Here is a 17540-nt window from a genome sequence, read left to right as displayed (position 1 = left end):
AGGCGCTCCGGTTAAGGCACAATGGGTGTTAGCAATCTCCCTTCAGGACTGAATACGAGCAGTTGCCGAACACCAGCGACATCAACCAGCGCCATGACCTCGTCATCACGATAATTCACCAGATCAAGAAACATCATATCCCGGGGAATTTGGCTGCCCCAGTTTCGGGAGTCCAGATCATCCTGAGAGCTTAGACGCGCCAGAAAGCCATCGTTATCGGTGGCACTTGCACTGTCTTCATCCAACCGCCCATCAGTATTACCCGCCAGCACTATATCTCCGTCAAATAACAAACTTTGCGTGAGTGTTTCTTTCGACGTATCAGCATAATCATTCACTTGGTAAACGTACTTGGGAGCGCCATCATCCTCAAGCCCCCAGACAAAGCCGGCTTGGCTATTCTGGCTGCGACTCCGGGTCAGCTCATTGGCCTCACCCTCGACCTTCTTAATGCCGTAGGAAAGCCCACTTGAATCACCCACCATCCAAGCCAAACCCGAACCGTAAACGCCGTGCCTTAACGTCTCGGATGCGTCAGCACCAACCTGCACAATGTTAAGCCCCGCCTTTGCACTGCCTGTGGTCAAGAACGGGCCCATGGTACTTGTTCCATCCAACGTAACCGGCGTTTGGCCAAACAAAAACAGTTTCGCTGAACTCAGTCCAGCAGCAGCCAATCGGTCATCAGCACTCGACCCTATCAACGTGGCAGCTCTTTTCTCACCCGTACCTGCGCCGTCTTCAACTTCGACCAAAAACACGTCCCTGCCACCGGCATTACTCTCGCCTTCCCAGCTACCCTCAGTATCACCGGCTAACACCACCACGGGTTTGCCAAGGTCTGAGATCAAACCGACCCAACGGACATGATCATCAGCATTTGAGCCTGCTTCGTACGCATCGCTCCAGACCGGAAGATAGGTCGAACCATCAAACCGAAATAGAGCGGCGTGGGCGTCTTGACCGCCTTTCGTTCCGGGCACGGAGTAACCTACTGCCAATTCGTGATAGGTCACTCTCGGGGTTGCTGAACTATCGACTCGCTCCGCAATACTGATGTAAACGTCGGTACCCGTCACCGTGGGCGCGACAGACACTGTGTCCAGCAAGGTGCCTTTTTGATCGTATATACGAACTTCTGAATCCGTATTGGTATACCCGGCCACAAACAGCCGGCTGGCATGGCCCAGTTCGATATCCGTAGGTGTAAAGTTGTTGAAGGTTCTTGCTGAGATCAACCGATTCAAGTTGACCCGCAATAAAGCGTCACTAGCGCCCCTTGCATAACCTTGGCGCCCCGCTTGATAGCCATCATCCACCGCCAAGCTCAAAAATAAATCGTCGTAGCCGTCGTCTGCCGCCAGGCTATGCGTCTTGCCGCGAATACCGAACTCGACCTCGTTCTGATCGTTGGGAAACAAAAGCTCAGACGTCACCGTGCCAGCGGGGTCGAGTATTTCAAAATGCGCGCCTTTCTTGGCACCGGAGCCTTTACCCTGCTCCGCAAATCGAACCTTCACTACGCCATCTCTCTCACCGGTCAGGATAGCCTTGTAAGTGATGGGCTGAGAATTGTCATCAGCGTTGATCGCATCCTTTGTCCCTCCCTTCAGCGTTTGAACGGAAACCACGGGCTCGTTATCAAGTATGGTAATTGCGGCTTGGGTCCCAGTGTTATTCAGCCCCAGCGACGCAATACCTTCGCGCACTTCCGTCAAACGGATAAACGCCAGCTCACTGGACTCCGGAATGCGATCATCAACAACCTCCAACGGGATGTAGCATTCAGTGATGCCCGGCTCTAGTGTCAGTACCCCGCGATCGTACACATTGGCGTCGTTTTTCTGGAAGGTAATATAGGAAAGAGGGTTTCCGTCTTTATCAACGGCTTTATCTGAATCAGAGCCAAGAACAACGATATCCTGACCTATGATCGCGCGCCCGGTATTGGATGTGCTGTACTCGCATTTTTGGTGCGGAGCGCTGACGCCTGCGTCGCAATTTTCCGGATTAAAGTCGCTGTCCAACCGAAATTCGACGTCTATTCGAGTAACGGAAGGCTTCTCCAGAGTGACCTTTGCGTAGGTGCGGTGGGTCGTACTGGTAGTCTCCTCAGGCTGTTTGAAAGTGCCATCTTCCTCATAAAGATTCAGTTCAAACGAGTGCTGCCCCTGGGCAGTGAGATCCGGCACAGCACAGGTGACCACGTTAGGCGCTTGTTCAACCTCAGCAGCCTCGCCCTCCGTGAATTCAGTAACCTCGACCGACAGCACGTTGCGCTTTACTTCGATATCGAACGGTTGGAAGCCCGACAATTTGCCGTCGGTGCTGACGATCTCAATATTCGTGTTCTTAACAAGATCCGCTTCACCGCGATTCCCCCCGGACAAACCGGGTACGCCCCGCATAATAATGCCTTGTCGGGCCTTGTTTGAGGTATCTTCCAAGGCGAGCCAGGACGGGGCGTTAACCAGCGAGTAATCGAGAATATCCTCTCCGCCGAAAGCTCCCCAGTTGTAGTAATACTCAACGCCGAGATAAGCCGTCTGCGCAGGTGCACCTAACAAAGTAGGCTGATCGGGATCTTTTTCGGTTTTGCAGCCAACAGTAACCAAAGCAAGGAGTACAAGGCCGGCCAAGCGGCCTGCCAGACAGGTACGGGGAGACAAATCGGCACGCATGCAAAAATCCGTTTCTTGACGTTGTTGTTAGAACGGTGATCAGGCTCTCTCACACAAACCCGAGTTACACACCGTTACAGATCAACGCCATGGTAGCCAATTTGCTCAGGGCAAGACCTGCGCGAGTTCTCAGATTCACTCGGCAGGCCTGTGGTCACACTTCCATTCCGTGTTCATTGAAAAAGGCCTGAAGTGCCGCTTCATCCAACACCTTCACACCAAGCTGCTCAGCCTTCGCAAGCTTTGAGCCCGCGGCTTCGCCGGCTACTACACAGGCGGTTTTTTTGGAGACGCTACCGGCAACCTTTGCACCCAGCCTTTCCAGTTTTTCTTTGGCCTGATCCCGAGTCATTTGCGACAAGGTGCCGGTCAACACCCAGGTTTCACCAGCCAGCGGCTGCTCATCGGCAGGGGTCACTTGCTCATCTTGCCAGATAACGCCAGCCTCTTTCAGTGCCTTCAGAGTTTCCTGGTTGTGGGACTGATCGAAGAAGCTGCGGATATGACCTGCCACAATCGGGCCCACATCCGGCACCTGTTGCAGGGCCTCTTCACTAGTGTCCGAAATGGCTTCAAGCGTACCGAAATACGACGCCAACGATTTTGCCGTCGCTTCGCCAACCTCCCGAATACCCAAAGCGTACAAAAACCGCCACAGTACGGGATTGCGGGAACGATCGATTGCTGCAACAAGATTGCTGGCCGATTTATCGCCCATGCGCTCCAAGCTGGATATCTGGAACTTGGTCAAGCGATACAGGTCTGTAACGGTGGCGACCATGCCTGCATCAACCAACACTTCAATCAGCCGGTCGCCCAAACCTTCAATGTCGAGGGCTTTACGGGAAGCATAGTGGCGAATGGCCTCTTTGCGCTGAGCCGGGCAATAAAGGCCGCCGGAACATCGCGCGACCGCTTCACCGTCAATTTGCACGATGTCAGATTCACACACCGGGCATTGCGTGGGCATTGCCACCCCTTCGGCATTTTCAGGGCGCTTCTCGGGTACCACTTTGACGACTTGGGGAATCACATCACCGGCACGACGAATAAACACGGTGTCACCAATGTGAACATCCAGTCGGCGTACTTCATCCATGTTATGAAGCGTGGCATTGGATACCGTCACACCACCCACAAACACGGGTTTCAAACGAGCAACGGGTGTGACAGCTCCGGTTCGACCAACTTGAAACTCCACGCCTTCAATGGTCGTGAGCTCTTCCTGAGCCGGGAACTTCTGAGCGATGGCCCATCTAGGCGCACGGGATACGAAACCAAGCTGGTTCTGTAGGTCGAGCCGATTCACTTTGAAGACAATGCCATCAATTTCATAGGGCAAGCCGGCACGCTTATCCATCAAAGCATTGTAGGCTTCGAGGCAATCCTTGGCCCCTGTCGCCAGGCGCATTTCGGGGTTAATCCGAAAGCCCCAGCCTTTCACCAACTGCAAGCTCTCCCAATGTGTGGCGGGCAACTGGTCTTCATCGAGAACCGCCATGCTATAAGCACACATTTCCAGCGGCCGCTTAGCCGTTACGGTCGACTTCTTCTGACGCAGGCTGCCGGCCGCTGCGTTACGTGGGTTTACGAAGGTTTTCTCGCCTTGATCCGCCAGCCCTTTATTCAGCTTTTCGAACCCGGCTTTGGGCATGTACACCTCGCCCCTCACCTCTACGAGATCGGGAAAATCATTCCCTCTCAATTTGAGGGGCACCGACGGAATGGTTCGAATGTTGGCGGTGATGTCTTCACCAGTCGTCCCATCACCTCGGGTTGCCGCTCGCGTGAGCAGCCCTTGCTCGTAGTGAAGGCTGACCGCCAAACCATCAAGCTTCGGCTCACACACATACTCGATGGGCTCATCGGCCTTCAATCTGTCGCGAACACGACGATCGAATTCCTGAAGCTCTTCTTCGCTGAAGGCGTTATCCAACGAAAGCATCGGCACTCGGTGGGTGACCTCGGCAAAGCTGGTATTGGCGCTGCTACCGACTCTGCGCGTAGGGGAATCGTCCGAAGCAAGCTGCGGGTGTTCTGCTTCCAACGCTTGCAGTTCCCGAAACAGCCGGTCGTATTCGGCATCGGGGATTCGGGGATCATCCAGAACGTAGTAGTAATAATTATGATCGTCGAGAACTGCGCGCAGTTCTTCTGCGCGCAGTCGAATTTCTGAAGGGATCTGAGTCATCAGGTGGGTGTCCTGGTTAAGCGTTACACCCGATGGAAACGCTGTTTACGTTCAAACTCACGGATGCGCTGGCGACAATGTTCAATGGTTTGAGGGGTCATCACACTTCGACGCTCGTCTTTCAACTCGCCGCCCATATTACGAACCACACACTGGGCTGTTTCCAGCATGAACTCAAAGGCTTGCAGCGAATTGGTTGGACCGGGCATGCTCATGAAGAAACTGATTCCTGGCGTGCTGAGCGCAGGCATATCTTCCGGCCGGAAGGTGCCGGGTTCAACCGCACTGGCCACACTAAACTGGACTGGTGTAGTGGTATCACTGCCTTCATGACGATGGTAAATGTCCAAATCACCAAATTCCAAGCCGCAGGCTTCGAACAACTTTTTAAGGACAACGCCTTCGAAAGGCTTGTCTTGTGGCGAAAGTACGTTGATCACCAGAACTTCCTTAGCTTCTGGCCGATTTGCGCCAGCCAAAGGCCGATTTGCATCGTGATGAGCGACTTGCCGGTTTGCGGTGTCTTCCTGAACGTCAGAGACCACCGCTTCACGCATTGGCTCTGAGCGAGCATCATGCGGTGTGACATCATCTACCGGCTGAGCAGCAGCCACATCACGACTGTCGTCTTCTTCAGACAAACCAGTCTGTTCTGATGCTTGCGGGTGAATGGTTTTTTCTTGCTCATCCGGGATATAGGCATCATCTCGTTCAGCACCCCATCCAGACTCCGGCGCAATATCATTGTCGTCATCCAAACTGTTCAAAGACTCCGAATGATCCGATTTCAAATAGCCTTGTTCTTCGAGCGTCCCTCTCGAAACAATGCGCGCACCGCCATTGGGAAGTTCAGGATTAAAATCCTGATCCAGAGGGGAGTCGTCCAGCTCATCCACGCCCATTCCAGACGATATCGCAATGGACTCTTTCCGGGCACGGTGCATTCTTCGGATGCCGTCGACGACGATCCCAATAATAACCAGGGTACCTATGGCAATTAACCATTCCCTAAGTGACATAATTCTGCTGTCCTGTTCGCAGTTTGCAACGTTGTTACTCTAAGAAAAGCCCGTGGCGAATACAACGCACACCGGGCCCAGATGGCCGTATTGTCATGGTTGGCGACTTTTCCACCAACCCTAGGCTTCAGCCAAAGCCGCCGCCTCTTCTACATCAACGGTTACCAACCGAGAGCAGCCGGGTTCATGCATGGTGACACCCATCAGCTGATCCGCCATCTCCATGGCAATCTTGTTATGAGTAATGTAAATAAATTGTACCTGTTTGGACATTTCTTTCACCAGATTTGCGTAACGCCCTACGTTGGCATCGTCCAAAGGTGCATCCACTTCGTCCAGCATACAAAATGGCGCCGGGTTCAGCTGGAAGATCGAAAAGACCAGCGCAATCGCCGTCAGCGCTTTCTCGCCACCGGACAGTAAATGGATGGTGCTATTCTTCTTGCCCGGGGGCCGCGCCATGATGGCGACACCGGTTTCCAGAAGGTCATCGCTAGTCAACTCTAGGTAGGCGTTGCCACCCCCAAAGACCTTCGGGAACAACGCCTGCAAGCCGCCATTGACCTGGTCGAAGGTTTCCCTAAAACGTTGCCGGGTTTCCCGGTCAATCTTGCGAATGGCATTATCCAGGGTTTCTAGCGCCTCCATCAGGTCGTCGTTCTGCTCATCCAGATAGTTTTTACGTTCGCTCTGGACCTGATACTCCTCGATGGCGGCCAAGTTAATCGCCCCCAAGCGCTGGATGCGATTGGCAATTTTGGTAAGCTCTTCAGCCCAAACCTTTTCGTCGGCATCGTCCGGCAACTCGCCGAGAACCTCGTGCAACTTCACGCCAAGCTCTGTGAGCTGTTCAATGTGGTTGCCCGAACGGATCTCAAGCGCCTGCGACTCCATTTTCAGCTTTTCGAGATTTGCCCGAACATCCTGAACGACATGATCGGTGCGGCTTCGCCCCTGCTCCCGATCGCGGACTTGTTTATCAATGTCTTCCAGTGCGTCTCTGGCAACACTCAGCTTTTCTTCTTCCGCCAAGCGTCTTTCCAACAGCCCTTCCAACTGAAGCTTGAGATCCTCGATTGGCTCTTCTGAACCTTCTCGGGTTTCGCGCAACACCTCAAGGCGCTCTTCAAGCCGTTCTTTTTGCAGCTGCATTCGATCGATGGTTTGTTTCAGGGCGTCTCGCTGACTTTGCAGGGTTTGCAACTGGAGCTGTAGTTGATGAGCACGATCCCGGTCATGGCGGGCATCGTGTCGCAATCGGTCAAGGTTTTCCCTGAGAGCATCTCGTTGCTCCAGCAAGCGCTCTTTCTCTTCATCGCTGTCTTCGCTGGACGCTAACGCCATATCCCACTCTTCTTTAGCGTCCTGTAGCTGAGCTTGCTGCTCTTCGAGGTTGGCGCTCACGTCTTTAATATCATCGTGGATGCGAGCAATACGGGCATCGATCTGCTCTGCTCGCGCCTTTAGTCCGCTGACCTGCGAGGACAGTCCTGACAACTGCCGCTGGACCTCACTCAAAAGACCCTGAGCATCTTCCCGAGCGGTTTCCGCACGTTCGCCCTGCTCTTGCAGCTGTTCTAACCGAGCAATTGCCAGCTCCAACTTCTGTTCAGCTTCAGCCAATTGGAGCTGAAGCTCATCCACCTTTTTCTGCCGCTCAATAACACCTATCTGCCCCGCGTCGGAATCGGGCATCAGCACCCAATCACGAGCGACCCACACACCCTCCGGTGTGATCACACTGTCCTTTTCGCCCATGCTCGCACGGCGCGCCAAAGCCTCTTCCGTGGAATTCGCTGTATCGATGTGGTTCACCAGGCGCTCAATGGCTCCAAGCCCACTAATCTTGGTCGCCAATCCTGGCTTTACCGCGCTCCCGGCCGTTTGCTGAGCCACCACCGCAACCCCTTTGGGGGCTCGAGCCATAACGTCATCAAGATTCTCAAGCACGGGCAAGGTCAAGCCTTGGGTAAAGCGACCAATCACCTGTTCTACAGCGAATTCCCAACCACTTTCTATGTTGAGCTGTGCAGCCACGCGCGGTGCATCCGACAACCCATGCTCGGCCAGCCAAGTTTGCAGAGCATCGTCTTGCCCGCCCATTTGCTCATCCAAAAGCGCCTGCTGGGACTCCAATGACGCACGAAGGCTTTGCACTTGCTGGCGATGACCAGACACCTCTTCTTCTGCTTCTTTGAGGCGTTGCCGGGCCTGATACACATCGTCTTGAAGCAGCTGAATTCGTTCAGTGGCCTCTTCCCTTTGGAGCTCGAAAGTTTCTTGCTGTTCAAGCAGCTCTTCAAGTTCAGATCGGTCTAGCTGACTTTCCAACAGCTCTTGCTCATCTTTCAGCTTCAGGTGGCGGGTCTGTAACTGAGCAATCGCATCTTCAAGCGAGCGAATCCGTGATTGAGCAAGCTCCGCCTGACGGCGAGCGTCGGAAGAACGTGTACTGAACTCATCCCAGCGGTGTTGCCAGTCGCCCATCGCATCTTCAGCCAACTGTAATTTCTCACCAGACTCTTCCGAACGCATCGACAGCGCTTCTTGCTCCGGCTCAATCATGCTGAGCTCTTCAAGTATGGTCGCCAGCTTGTCCTCATCCTGCTCCAGTTCGCCCTGTATTTCGCGCTGGTTGGAAACGGCCTTATCCAATTCCATCGCGGCTTGACGACTGCGATCGCGGTGATGCTCAAGACTCTGTTCAATGCGGGCAATATCCGCCCCGGCCTCATAGTATTTGGCTTGAGCGCGGCTGAAGTGTTCGGTGCGTTCGTGATGAGCCTCACGCAGGGATTCCAAAGAGGTCTCGAGGTTGACCCGTTCGGTGAGCAGTTTTTCTAGTTCCAACTCGGTATCACGGATTTTTGCGCGCCAGGTTTGCAGGTCGTTATCTAGCGCTTTCCAGCGGAGCACCGTCAGCTCCGCCTTCTTTTGTCGCTCTTCAAGCTTATAAGCCTTGTACTTTTCGGCGGCAGCGGCCTGACGTTCCAGATGCTGAAGCTGTCGGCCAAGTTCTTCCCGCAAGTCTGTCAATCGTTCGAGGTTTTCCTGAGTACGCTTGATCCGGTTCTCGGTTTCTCGACGACGCTCCTTGTACTTGGAAATACCCGCCGCTTCTTCGATATACACCCGTAGTTCTTCAGGCTTGGCTTCGATCAGCCGGGAAATCATCCCCTGTTCGATGATGGCGTAGCTGCGAGGCCCAAGACCGGTTCCAAGGAATAGATCTGTAATGTCGCGCCGACGGCATTTAGAGCCGTTGAGAAAGTACTCCGATTGTCCTTCACGGGACACACGGCGCTTAACCGAGATTTCGTTAAATTTAACGAACTCACCCGGCGCCTTGCCCGCATCATTGTCAAACACCAATTCGATAGACGCCTGACCAACCGGTTTGCGCGCGGTTGAACCATTGAAGATGACGTCTGACATGGATTCGCCCCGCAGGTATTTGGCGGAGCTTTCGCCCATTACCCAGCGCACGGCATCAATAATGTTCGACTTGCCGCAACCGTTCGGACCCACTACCGCAGTGAGATTAGTAGGAAATGGAACGGTTGTGGGATCGACAAACGATTTGAAGCCGGCCAGTTTAATGGACTTAAGCCTCATATCAGGCGTTCTCCTCCATGAGAATGTTCAAAATCTGTGTGCGTTGGTGCTCACCGTAATCCCGAATAACCTGTTGAAGCCGAGACGCATCCTCCTGGATGGCGGCATCCGCTAGGCGCTGAAATAACACGCCGGTCTCTGCAGCCTCAGCAGCACGATTCTCCAACACCACATAATAGGTACGACTGATGGCGGGCCGGAAGTTCTCCAGAGTTTCCTGAAGGAACGGGTTTTGGACCAATTGGTAAGCATTACGGACCAGATCGAAACCGGCATCGATGACTTGCTCAGGATTATCCCTTGTCGAATTTAAGTCTCCAAGCACCGCCGCGTGTTCGCGCACCTGCTCCGCTAACCCGCTGAGCTCACGCCCGGACCAGCGTTCAATGACCTTTCGCCCAAGCATGCACAGTAAATCGATGTAAATATCATAGAGAGCATTCACCGAGCTGACCGTCATTTCAGAAACAACCGCCCCCTTGCGCGGGTATATCTCGACCAGATGACGACGCTCGAGAATGAGCAAAGCCTCGCGCACAGAACCACGACTAACGTTCAGTTCACCGGCTACTTTGAGCTCCTGAATACGCTCACCCGGCTTAAGATTACGGACGACAATACGCTGACCGATATGCTGGGCTATTTGCTCTGAAAGACTCTCGGGGGCCTCAAATCTCATACTAAAAGTGCTCACCTATTGCGTTTGCATTCAAGCGCCGAAGTTTATCACAGGCGCTCAAACGGCCCACACCCTTGTCGGACATTTTGATTGCGTCTCTTCAGAAACCGGCAAGATGCTGCCGGAATATTGGCACCAATACCTAAACCAACCGTCAAAATGGTAATCAACGCTCTTATCTGTATGGTTTTACAACAGAATTAGAAGCTGGCATTAAAGATGCAAAGGCAAAGTATCTCTATATTCCGGAACGAGCGAGCCGCCGTGAAAAACCTGACATCAATCCAGTCTTCTAAATCGCAACCTGCCCAATTGGCAGCGCTAAGACAGGCATTTCAGGCATGGAGTCAGGACCCGGACCCACTGGTGCGACTGACCAAAAAGCTGTCAACCACCCTGTCACTGGAAAACCAGCTGGAGATTATGGCGGAAGAAATTGCAGCGACGATTCCCTTCGATTCCATGCAATACCGCCACCGAATTGCCAAGCAGGATTTTGTATTTTCGACAGGAATCGGTGGGCCGCACCGCTGCGAATATCGTCTCTCGTTGGAAGGCAGTCATTATGGCTGCCTGACTTTCCATCGGCGCCATAAATTTAATGAGGAAGAACTGACAGGTATCGAGATAATGCTGTCAGCGGTCATCTGCCCACTGCGAAACGCTTGCCAGTTCATTGCCATTGAGCAAGCAGCGCTGACCGATTCTCTCACCGGCATCGGAAATAAGCGCGCACTCCAAGAGGAGCTGACTCGCGCCAGCTCGCTTTCAGACCGTCTCGAACTGCCTTGCAGCTTGATCTTGTGCGACCTGGACCATTTCAAACGGATTAACGACAACCATGGTCACGTTGTCGGTGACCATATACTGTCGAAAGCAGCAGAAAATTTAGAACAGGCGATACGAAATTCGGATTCCGTGTACCGCTTCGGAGGCGAGGAGTTTGCGATCTTGCTGCCTCACACCGATATCGAGGAAGCGAAAACAGTCGCTGAACGTGTTCGTTTGTCACTGGAAAGCATACGAGTGGACGGCGGAGAGACATTCATCGCCGTAACGGGCAGCTGCGGTATCGCCGCCCACCTACCGGGTGAACAGACCGAGCAGTGGCTCGCCCGTGCCGATGAGGCTCTGTATCAAGCCAAAGCTGGCGGCCGCAACTGCAGCCGCGTCTTTGCCTCTATTCCATAAAAAGCCGGGGTTAAGAACCCCGGTTATTCCTGGCCGGGCGCGGAGCCCCAGCCGTTTTCTTTTTGGTATCTCGCTTAGCCTTTGGCTGACCAGCATCACTAACCTGCCAGCTACCTCGCTTGGATTTGTGCACAGATCTGCCGGGACTTTTACGAAGCTTCCGATCATGCTCCGCTTGTTCTCCCGGCGTCTTCTGGGGAACTGGTACGGATTGCAACTCAACTGCACTGCTGAGCAAGTCCACCGCTTTCTGCTCCAACTCTTCCCACTTGCCTAACGACAGACGACTTGGCAAGAATATTGGCCCGTAACGCACACGCTTAAGCCTGCTCACACGGACACCCTGGGATTCCCAAAGCCGACGCACTTCGCGGTTTCGCCCTTCGAGCAATGTGACATGAAACCACTTGTTCATGCCGCTGCCGCCTGCTTCGGAGATGTCGGAAAACTGCGCCATGCCGTCTTCGAGCAACACGCCCTGAAGCAAACGCTGAATCATGGCGTCATCAACTTCACCGAACACTCGAACGGCATACTCTCGGTCGATCTGGCGCGAGGGATGCATCAATCGATTCGCCAACTCTCCATCTGTGGTGAACAAAACCAGACCGGTAGTATTAAGGTCCAGACGCCCGATGGAGATCCAGCGCTGATCTTTCAAGCGCGGCAAACGATCAAACACCGTGGGCCGACCTTCAGGATCTTTACGGGTGGTGACTTCACCTTCTGGCTTGTTGTAAATCAGAACTCGGCGAACAACCTGACCTGCTGACGAGACATCCAATTTCTTGCCGTCCAGTTCAAAGGTATCTTCTATCGTCGATTTCTGGCCGGGCACCGCTGGCTTACCGTTAACCAACAGACGGCCAGAGTCCATCCAGCCTTCAATCTCGCGGCGTGAACCTACACCCGCGCGCGCCAAAAGTTTCTGAATGCGTTCGGGGCCTTCAGTCGTTGATTTATCACCCTGTACAGTTTTCTTGCCTGTACGTGGTTTTCCGGGGCTAGATGCCGCCATGTATTCTTTCCTTAATAAGTATCTGACCCCTTCGCGGCGTCAGTGAATTGTCTGTTCTGAGGGCGATTCGTCCAGATTTTGTTCATCCGCTTCCTCACCTTCTGCGGAGGGGACGTCAAGCTCAATCTCACCCTGCATCTTCTTTTCAATTTCCCGGCCGATCGCTTCCAAATCCCGCACTTCTGACAAAGCGGGCAACTCGTCCAGACCAGCGAGATTGAAGTAATCCAAAAACTGTTTGGTGGTGGCATACATAGCAGGCCTGCCCGGCACATCACGATGCCCCACAACACGCACCCACTCTCGCTCAAGCAGGGTACGAATGATATTGCTGCTTACCGTAACACCACGAATCTCTTCAATCTCGCCTCGGGTGATCGGTTGCCGATAAGCAATCAACGCGAGAGTTTCCAAAAGCGCCCTGGAATACCGTTGCGGCTTTTCTTCAAACAGCCGACCTACCCATGGCGCGAACTCTTCCCTCACCTGAAGACGATAGCCGCTAGCGACTCGCTTTAATTCGAACCCTCTGCCTTCACACGCCTTTTCAACCATTGCCATGGCATGCTCCATAACCTGTCTGGCCGGCCGTTCGCCTTCCCAAAAAAGCTCCCGGAGTTCTTCAAGCGACAAGGGCTTTCCAGCGGCCAATAAGGCCGCCTCGGCGATGGCCTGAATTCTGACAAGATCGTCTTCGTTCATGATAATTCATTATCCTTCAGCTGACGGCTCGAGCCCTGACGTGAATGGGCCCTAGCACCTCTGCCTGCACAATCTCGATTAATTGCTCCTTGACCAACTCAAGCGTTGCCAGAAAACTCACTACAACGCCGAGTCGCCCTTCTTCAACGGTAAACAGGCTCTCGAAGGTGACAAATCGATCCCCCTGCAGCATTGAAAGGATGTGCGACATGCGCTCCCGGGTGGACAGACGCTCTTTTTCAACGTGGTGACTGGTAAACAAATCCGCGCGCTTGAGCACGCCTTGAAGCGCTAGAATCAACTCTCGCATATCCACATCGGGGTGCGGCTGGCTTGATGGAAGTGTGGGCAGAGCGGCTGAGCCTACAAAACTGTCTCGCTCCATCCTCGGCATCTGATCGATATCTTCAGCTGCTTTTTTGAAACGCTCATATTGCTGCAACCGTCGAATAAGTTCGGCTCTCGGGTCGAGCTCCTCATCGTCGTCACTTTCCTGGCGAGGCAAGAGCATCCGGGATTTGATCTCGGCAAGCGTCGCCGCCATGACGAGGTATTCGGCCGCCAACTCGAAACGCATAGACTCGACAGCCCCTATGTACTCCATGTACTGCCGGGTAATTTCACTGACATCAATGTCCAGAATATTCATATTCTGGCGACGGATCAGGTACAACAGCAAATCCAGAGGCCCTTCAAAGGCCTCTAGAAAGACCGCAAGGGCATCGGGCGGTATGTAGAGATCTTTGGGAACATCAACCAGAGGCTTGCCGGAAACTAGGGCAAGCGGCACCTGCTCCATTTCCTTGGATGGAGAGTCGACTGGCTCCTTGATCTCGTCCGTCATACCACCGTCGCCTGTCTCAATGAATGGCCGAGCCCGACTCAGCGATAACTGAGCCCCATCGCTTCCCGAACCTCTTCAAGGGTATCTCGTGCAGCATCCCTCGCGTGCTCTCTTCCTTCCTGCAGGATCGAGTACACCAAATCCGGATTATCTTCGTATTCTTTAGCCCGTTCGTGCAGTGGCTTCTGCTCTTCCACAATGGCTTCGATCAGTGGCGTCTTGCATTCAAGACAACCGATACCGGCACTGCGGCACCCTTCCTGAACCCAAGCACAGGTTGCTTCGTCCGAATAGACCTTGTGCATACCCCACACCGGGCATTTTTCGGGTTCGCCCGGATCGGTTCTACGAACACGTTGCGGGTCGGTCTGCATGGTGCGCACTTTCTGCGAAACGCTGTCCGGCGCTTCTCGCAGGCCAATGTAGTTGTTGTAAGACTTGGACATCTTCTGACCGTCCAGACCCGGCATTTTGGATTCCGGGGTCAGCAACGGCTGCGGTTCAGGCAGTATTACTTTACCGCCGCCCTCAATGTAACCGTACAGGCGTTCACGATCACCAAGAGAAATATTTTGCTGCTCTTTCAACAAAGCTCGGGCGATTTCAAGCGCCTCGGTGCTGCCCTCTTCCTGATAACGCTTTTTCAGCGAGCGGTACAGCTTGGCGTTTTTCTTACCCATTTTTACAATGGCCGCCTCAGCGAGCTCTTCAAAACCCGGCTCTCGGCCGTAGATGTGGTTAAAGCGACGGGCAATCTCGCGGGTAATTTCCACGTGTGAAACCTGATCGGCTCCAACCGGCACCTTCCCGGCGCGGTACATCAGAATATCTGCGCTTTGTAACAGCGGATACCCAAGGAATCCATAAGTCGCGAGATCTTTCTCCCGCAGCTTTTCCTGCTGGTCTTTATAAGTCGGGATTCGCTCGAGCCAACCCAACGGGGTGATCATAGAGAGCAACAAATGCAGTTCTGCGTGTTCCGGAACCTGAGACTGAATAAACATGGTGGACGAGCCCGGATTCACACCCGCAGCCAACCAATCCACAACCATGTCCCAGACACTTTGTTCGATACCAGAGGGATCGTCATATTGCGTGGTTAACGCATGCCAGTCGGCGACAAAGAAGAAACACTCGAATTCGTGCTGGAGTTTAACCCAGTTTTTCAGCACACCGTGGTAGTGGCCGAGGTGAAGCTTGCCGGTCGGACGCATGCCGGACAAAATTCTTTGCTGGGAATCGACGGAACTCAAAGCACAAACTCCTTCTTTCTATTTATAGAGCGCCTGAAATAGCGTGAGGTCACGGGTTGAGTAATCAGGCTGACCGGCCATTATAGTCTTAACACCCGCCTGCGTTAAACAAACAGCATTAAAACAATCGTCCGCAAACGAAAAACCCCCGGCATTCTTACGAATCCGGGGGCTTGTCACAGGTTGTGAAAAGGCTTACCAGCCAGTCACTTCCTGCAGAGCTTTGCCGATGTCAGCAAGGCTGCGCACGGTTTTAACACCGGCATCGTTCAGGGCTGCGAATTTCTCATCCGCGGTGCCCTTACCACCTGAAATGATGGCACCTGCGTGGCCCATACGCTTGCCTGGAGGTGCGGTTACACCGGCAATGTAGGAAACAACAGGCTTGGTGACGCTCTCTTTGATGAACGCTGCTGCTTCTTCTTCAGCAGTACCACCGATTTCACCAATCATCACGATGGCCTCAGTCTGCGGGTCTTCCTGCAGCAGCTTAAGGATGTCGATGAAGTTAGAGCCCGGGATCGGGTCGCCACCGATACCTACGCAAGTAGACTGGCCGTAACCAAAGTCTGTGGTCTGCTTGACCGCTTCGTAAGTCAGGGTACCGGAGCGGGATACAATACCGACCTTGCCTGGCTTGTGAATGTGGCCCGGCATGATGCCGATCTTGCTTTCGCCCGGTGTGATCACACCCGGACAGTTAGGCCCGATCATGCGAACGCCTTTACGATCAACGTATTCTTTGGCGTACAGCATATCGATAGTCGGAATGCCTTCGGTGATGCAAACGATCAGCTCGAGACCGGCGTCTGCCGCTTCGATGATGGCATCTTTACAGAACGGAGCTGGAACGTAGATAACGGTAGCCTGTGCACCTGTGCTCTCTACAGCTTCACGCACGGTGTTGAATACCGGCAGGCCCAAGTGCTCAGTTCCACCTTTACCCGGGCTTACGCCACCAACCATTTTGGTGCCGTATTCGATAGCCTGCTCAGAGTGGAAAGTACCCTGTGCGCCGGTAAAGCCCTGACAGATAACCTTGGTGTCTTTATTAATCAGGATGCTCATTATTTACCCCCTGCGGCTTTAACGACTTGCTCTGCAGCATCAGCAAGGCTGCTAGCGGCGATGATGTTCAAGCCACTGTCAGCCAGAACTTTGGAACCCAGCTCAGCGTTGTTACCTTCAAGACGAACCACCACGGGAACTTTAACGCCTACTTCCTTCACTGCGCCAATGATGCCTTCGGCAATCATGTCGCAACGAACGATACCACCGAAGATGTTAACCAGAACGGCCTGCACAGCGTCATCAGACAGGATGATCTTGAACGCTTCGGATACACGCTCTTTGGTTGCACCGCCGCCAACGTCCAGGAAGTTAGCTGGCTTGCCGCCGGACAACTTGATGATGTCCATGGTGCCCATCGCCAGTCCAGCGCCGTTAACCATGCAACCAATGTTACCTTCAAGCGCAACATAGTTCAGTTCCCAGGCAGCAGCTTCCGCTTCGCGGGCGTCTTCCTGTGAAGGATCGCGCATTTCCTGAAGTTTCTTCTGACGGTACAGAGCATTGCCATCGGCGCCAATCTTGGCATCCAGGCAGTGCAGGTCGCCGGCCGGAGTGATAACCAGCGGGTTGATTTCCATCAATGCCAGATCGTAGTCTTCGAACAGCTTCGCCAGACCCATGAAGATCTTGGTGAACTGACCGATCTGCTTGCCTTCCAGGCCCAGCTGGAATGCCAGATCACGACCCTGATATGGCTGAGGACCAACCAGCGGATCAATTTCTGCGCGCAGGATCTTTTCCGGGGTTTCTTCAGCAACCGTTTCAATCTCAACGCCACCTTCGGTGGACGCCATGAATACGATACGGCGAGTACCACGGTCTACAACCGCACCCAGGTAAAGCTCCTGATCGATGTCGGTCAGTGACTCGACAAGAATCTTGCTAACCGGCTGACCGTTTTCATCGGTCTGGAAAGTCACCAGATTCTTGCCCAACCACTGTTCGGCAAATGCACGGATGTCGTCGGTGCTCTTAACCAGCTTTACACCACCAGCCTTACCACGGCCACCAGCGTGTACCTGCGCTTTAACAACCCAGCTGTTGCCGCCAATTTTTTCGGCAGCTGCAACTGCTTCTTCCGGGGTGTCACAGGCGATGCCTTGTGAGACAGGCAGGCCATATTCAGCGAATAGCTGCTTGCCCTGATATTCATGCAAATTCATAGTTAATGTCCCGCTATTTGATGGAGGATAACCACGTACGGATAAGAACCCGCCACTCCCCTCATGGGAAGCCTTAAACGCGAATTCGATTTGATGAGCAGGGGATCACCTCA

The 17540-nt window shown here is 53.6% G+C and carries 12 protein-coding genes; 1 reads left to right on the top strand and 11 read right to left on the bottom strand.

Annotated elements, in window-relative coordinates; genetic code table 11:
- Positions 1-11 precede the first annotated feature (11 nt).
- The 5 genes from VOI14_RS11925 to VOI14_RS11905 all read right to left on the bottom strand — a co-directional run bounded on the left by VOI14_RS11925 (position 12) and on the right by VOI14_RS11905 (position 10185).
- Positions 12-2681, bottom strand: a complete 2670-nt coding sequence (locus VOI14_RS11925; protein WP_323752271.1) for a hypothetical protein — start codon at positions 2679-2681, stop codon at positions 12-14.
- 154 nt (positions 2682-2835) lie between these two features.
- Entirely contained in the window at positions 2836-4872 is a 2037-nt protein-coding gene (gene ligA / locus VOI14_RS11920) for an NAD-dependent DNA ligase LigA (protein WP_323752270.1), read from the bottom strand.
- 23 nt (positions 4873-4895) lie between these two features.
- Positions 4896-5891 carry a cell division protein ZipA gene (zipA, locus tag VOI14_RS11915; protein ID WP_323752269.1) on the bottom strand — a complete coding sequence of 332 codons (996 nt, stop codon included), beginning with the start codon at positions 5889-5891 and terminating at the stop codon, positions 4896-4898.
- Between the two features lie 120 nt (positions 5892-6011).
- Positions 6012-9506 carry a chromosome segregation protein SMC gene (smc, locus tag VOI14_RS11910; RefSeq protein ID WP_323752268.1) on the bottom strand — a complete coding sequence of 1165 codons (3495 nt, stop codon included), beginning with the start codon at positions 9504-9506 and terminating at the stop codon, positions 6012-6014.
- Between the two features lies 1 nt (position 9507).
- Entirely contained in the window at positions 9508-10185 is a 678-nt protein-coding gene (locus tag VOI14_RS11905; RefSeq protein WP_323752267.1) for a GntR family transcriptional regulator, read from the bottom strand.
- A 264-nt stretch (positions 10186-10449) separates the two neighbouring features.
- Between VOI14_RS11905 and VOI14_RS11900 the strand changes: the two genes are divergently transcribed.
- Positions 10450-11376, top strand: coding sequence for a GGDEF domain-containing protein (locus VOI14_RS11900; protein WP_323752266.1), 927 nt, complete (start codon positions 10450-10452; stop codon positions 11374-11376).
- A gap of 10 nt (positions 11377-11386) precedes the next feature.
- Here VOI14_RS11900 and rluB read toward each other — a convergent pair whose 3' ends face one another.
- From rluB to sucC, 6 genes are all read right to left on the bottom strand, one after another.
- Positions 11387-12394 carry a 23S rRNA pseudouridine(2605) synthase RluB gene (rluB, locus tag VOI14_RS11895; protein ID WP_323752265.1) on the bottom strand — a complete coding sequence of 336 codons (1008 nt, stop codon included), beginning with the start codon at positions 12392-12394 and terminating at the stop codon, positions 11387-11389.
- 39 nt (positions 12395-12433) lie between these two features.
- Positions 12434-13096 (bottom strand): SMC-Scp complex subunit ScpB, encoded by a 663-nt coding sequence (gene scpB, locus VOI14_RS11890; RefSeq protein ID WP_323752264.1) that lies wholly within the window; start codon positions 13094-13096, stop codon positions 12434-12436.
- A 16-nt stretch (positions 13097-13112) separates the two neighbouring features.
- The gene (locus VOI14_RS11885) at positions 13113-13940 is read right to left on the bottom strand and encodes a ScpA family protein (RefSeq protein ID WP_323752263.1); all 828 of its coding nucleotides are present in this window, start codon (positions 13938-13940) and stop codon (positions 13113-13115) included.
- A gap of 38 nt (positions 13941-13978) precedes the next feature.
- Positions 13979-15193: a tryptophan--tRNA ligase gene (locus tag VOI14_RS11880; RefSeq protein WP_323752262.1), complete on the bottom strand. Its 1215-nt coding sequence runs from the start codon at positions 15191-15193 to the stop codon at positions 13979-13981.
- A 195-nt stretch (positions 15194-15388) separates the two neighbouring features.
- Positions 15389-16261 carry a succinate--CoA ligase subunit alpha gene (gene sucD, locus VOI14_RS11875; RefSeq protein WP_323752261.1) on the bottom strand — a complete coding sequence of 291 codons (873 nt, stop codon included), beginning with the start codon at positions 16259-16261 and terminating at the stop codon, positions 15389-15391.
- Positions 16261-17427: an ADP-forming succinate--CoA ligase subunit beta gene (sucC, locus tag VOI14_RS11870; protein ID WP_323752260.1), complete on the bottom strand. Its 1167-nt coding sequence runs from the start codon at positions 17425-17427 to the stop codon at positions 16261-16263. The genes sucD and sucC overlap by 1 nt, the downstream gene beginning before the upstream one ends.
- Positions 17428-17540: the final 113 nt, after the last annotated feature.

It is taken from the genome of Marinobacter sp. (assembly GCF_034669625.1).
Classification (GTDB): Bacteria; Pseudomonadota; Gammaproteobacteria; order Pseudomonadales; family Oleiphilaceae; genus Marinobacter.
The sequence above is the reverse complement of the archived record's forward strand: the minus strand, read 5'-3'. Positions and strand labels throughout refer to the sequence as shown.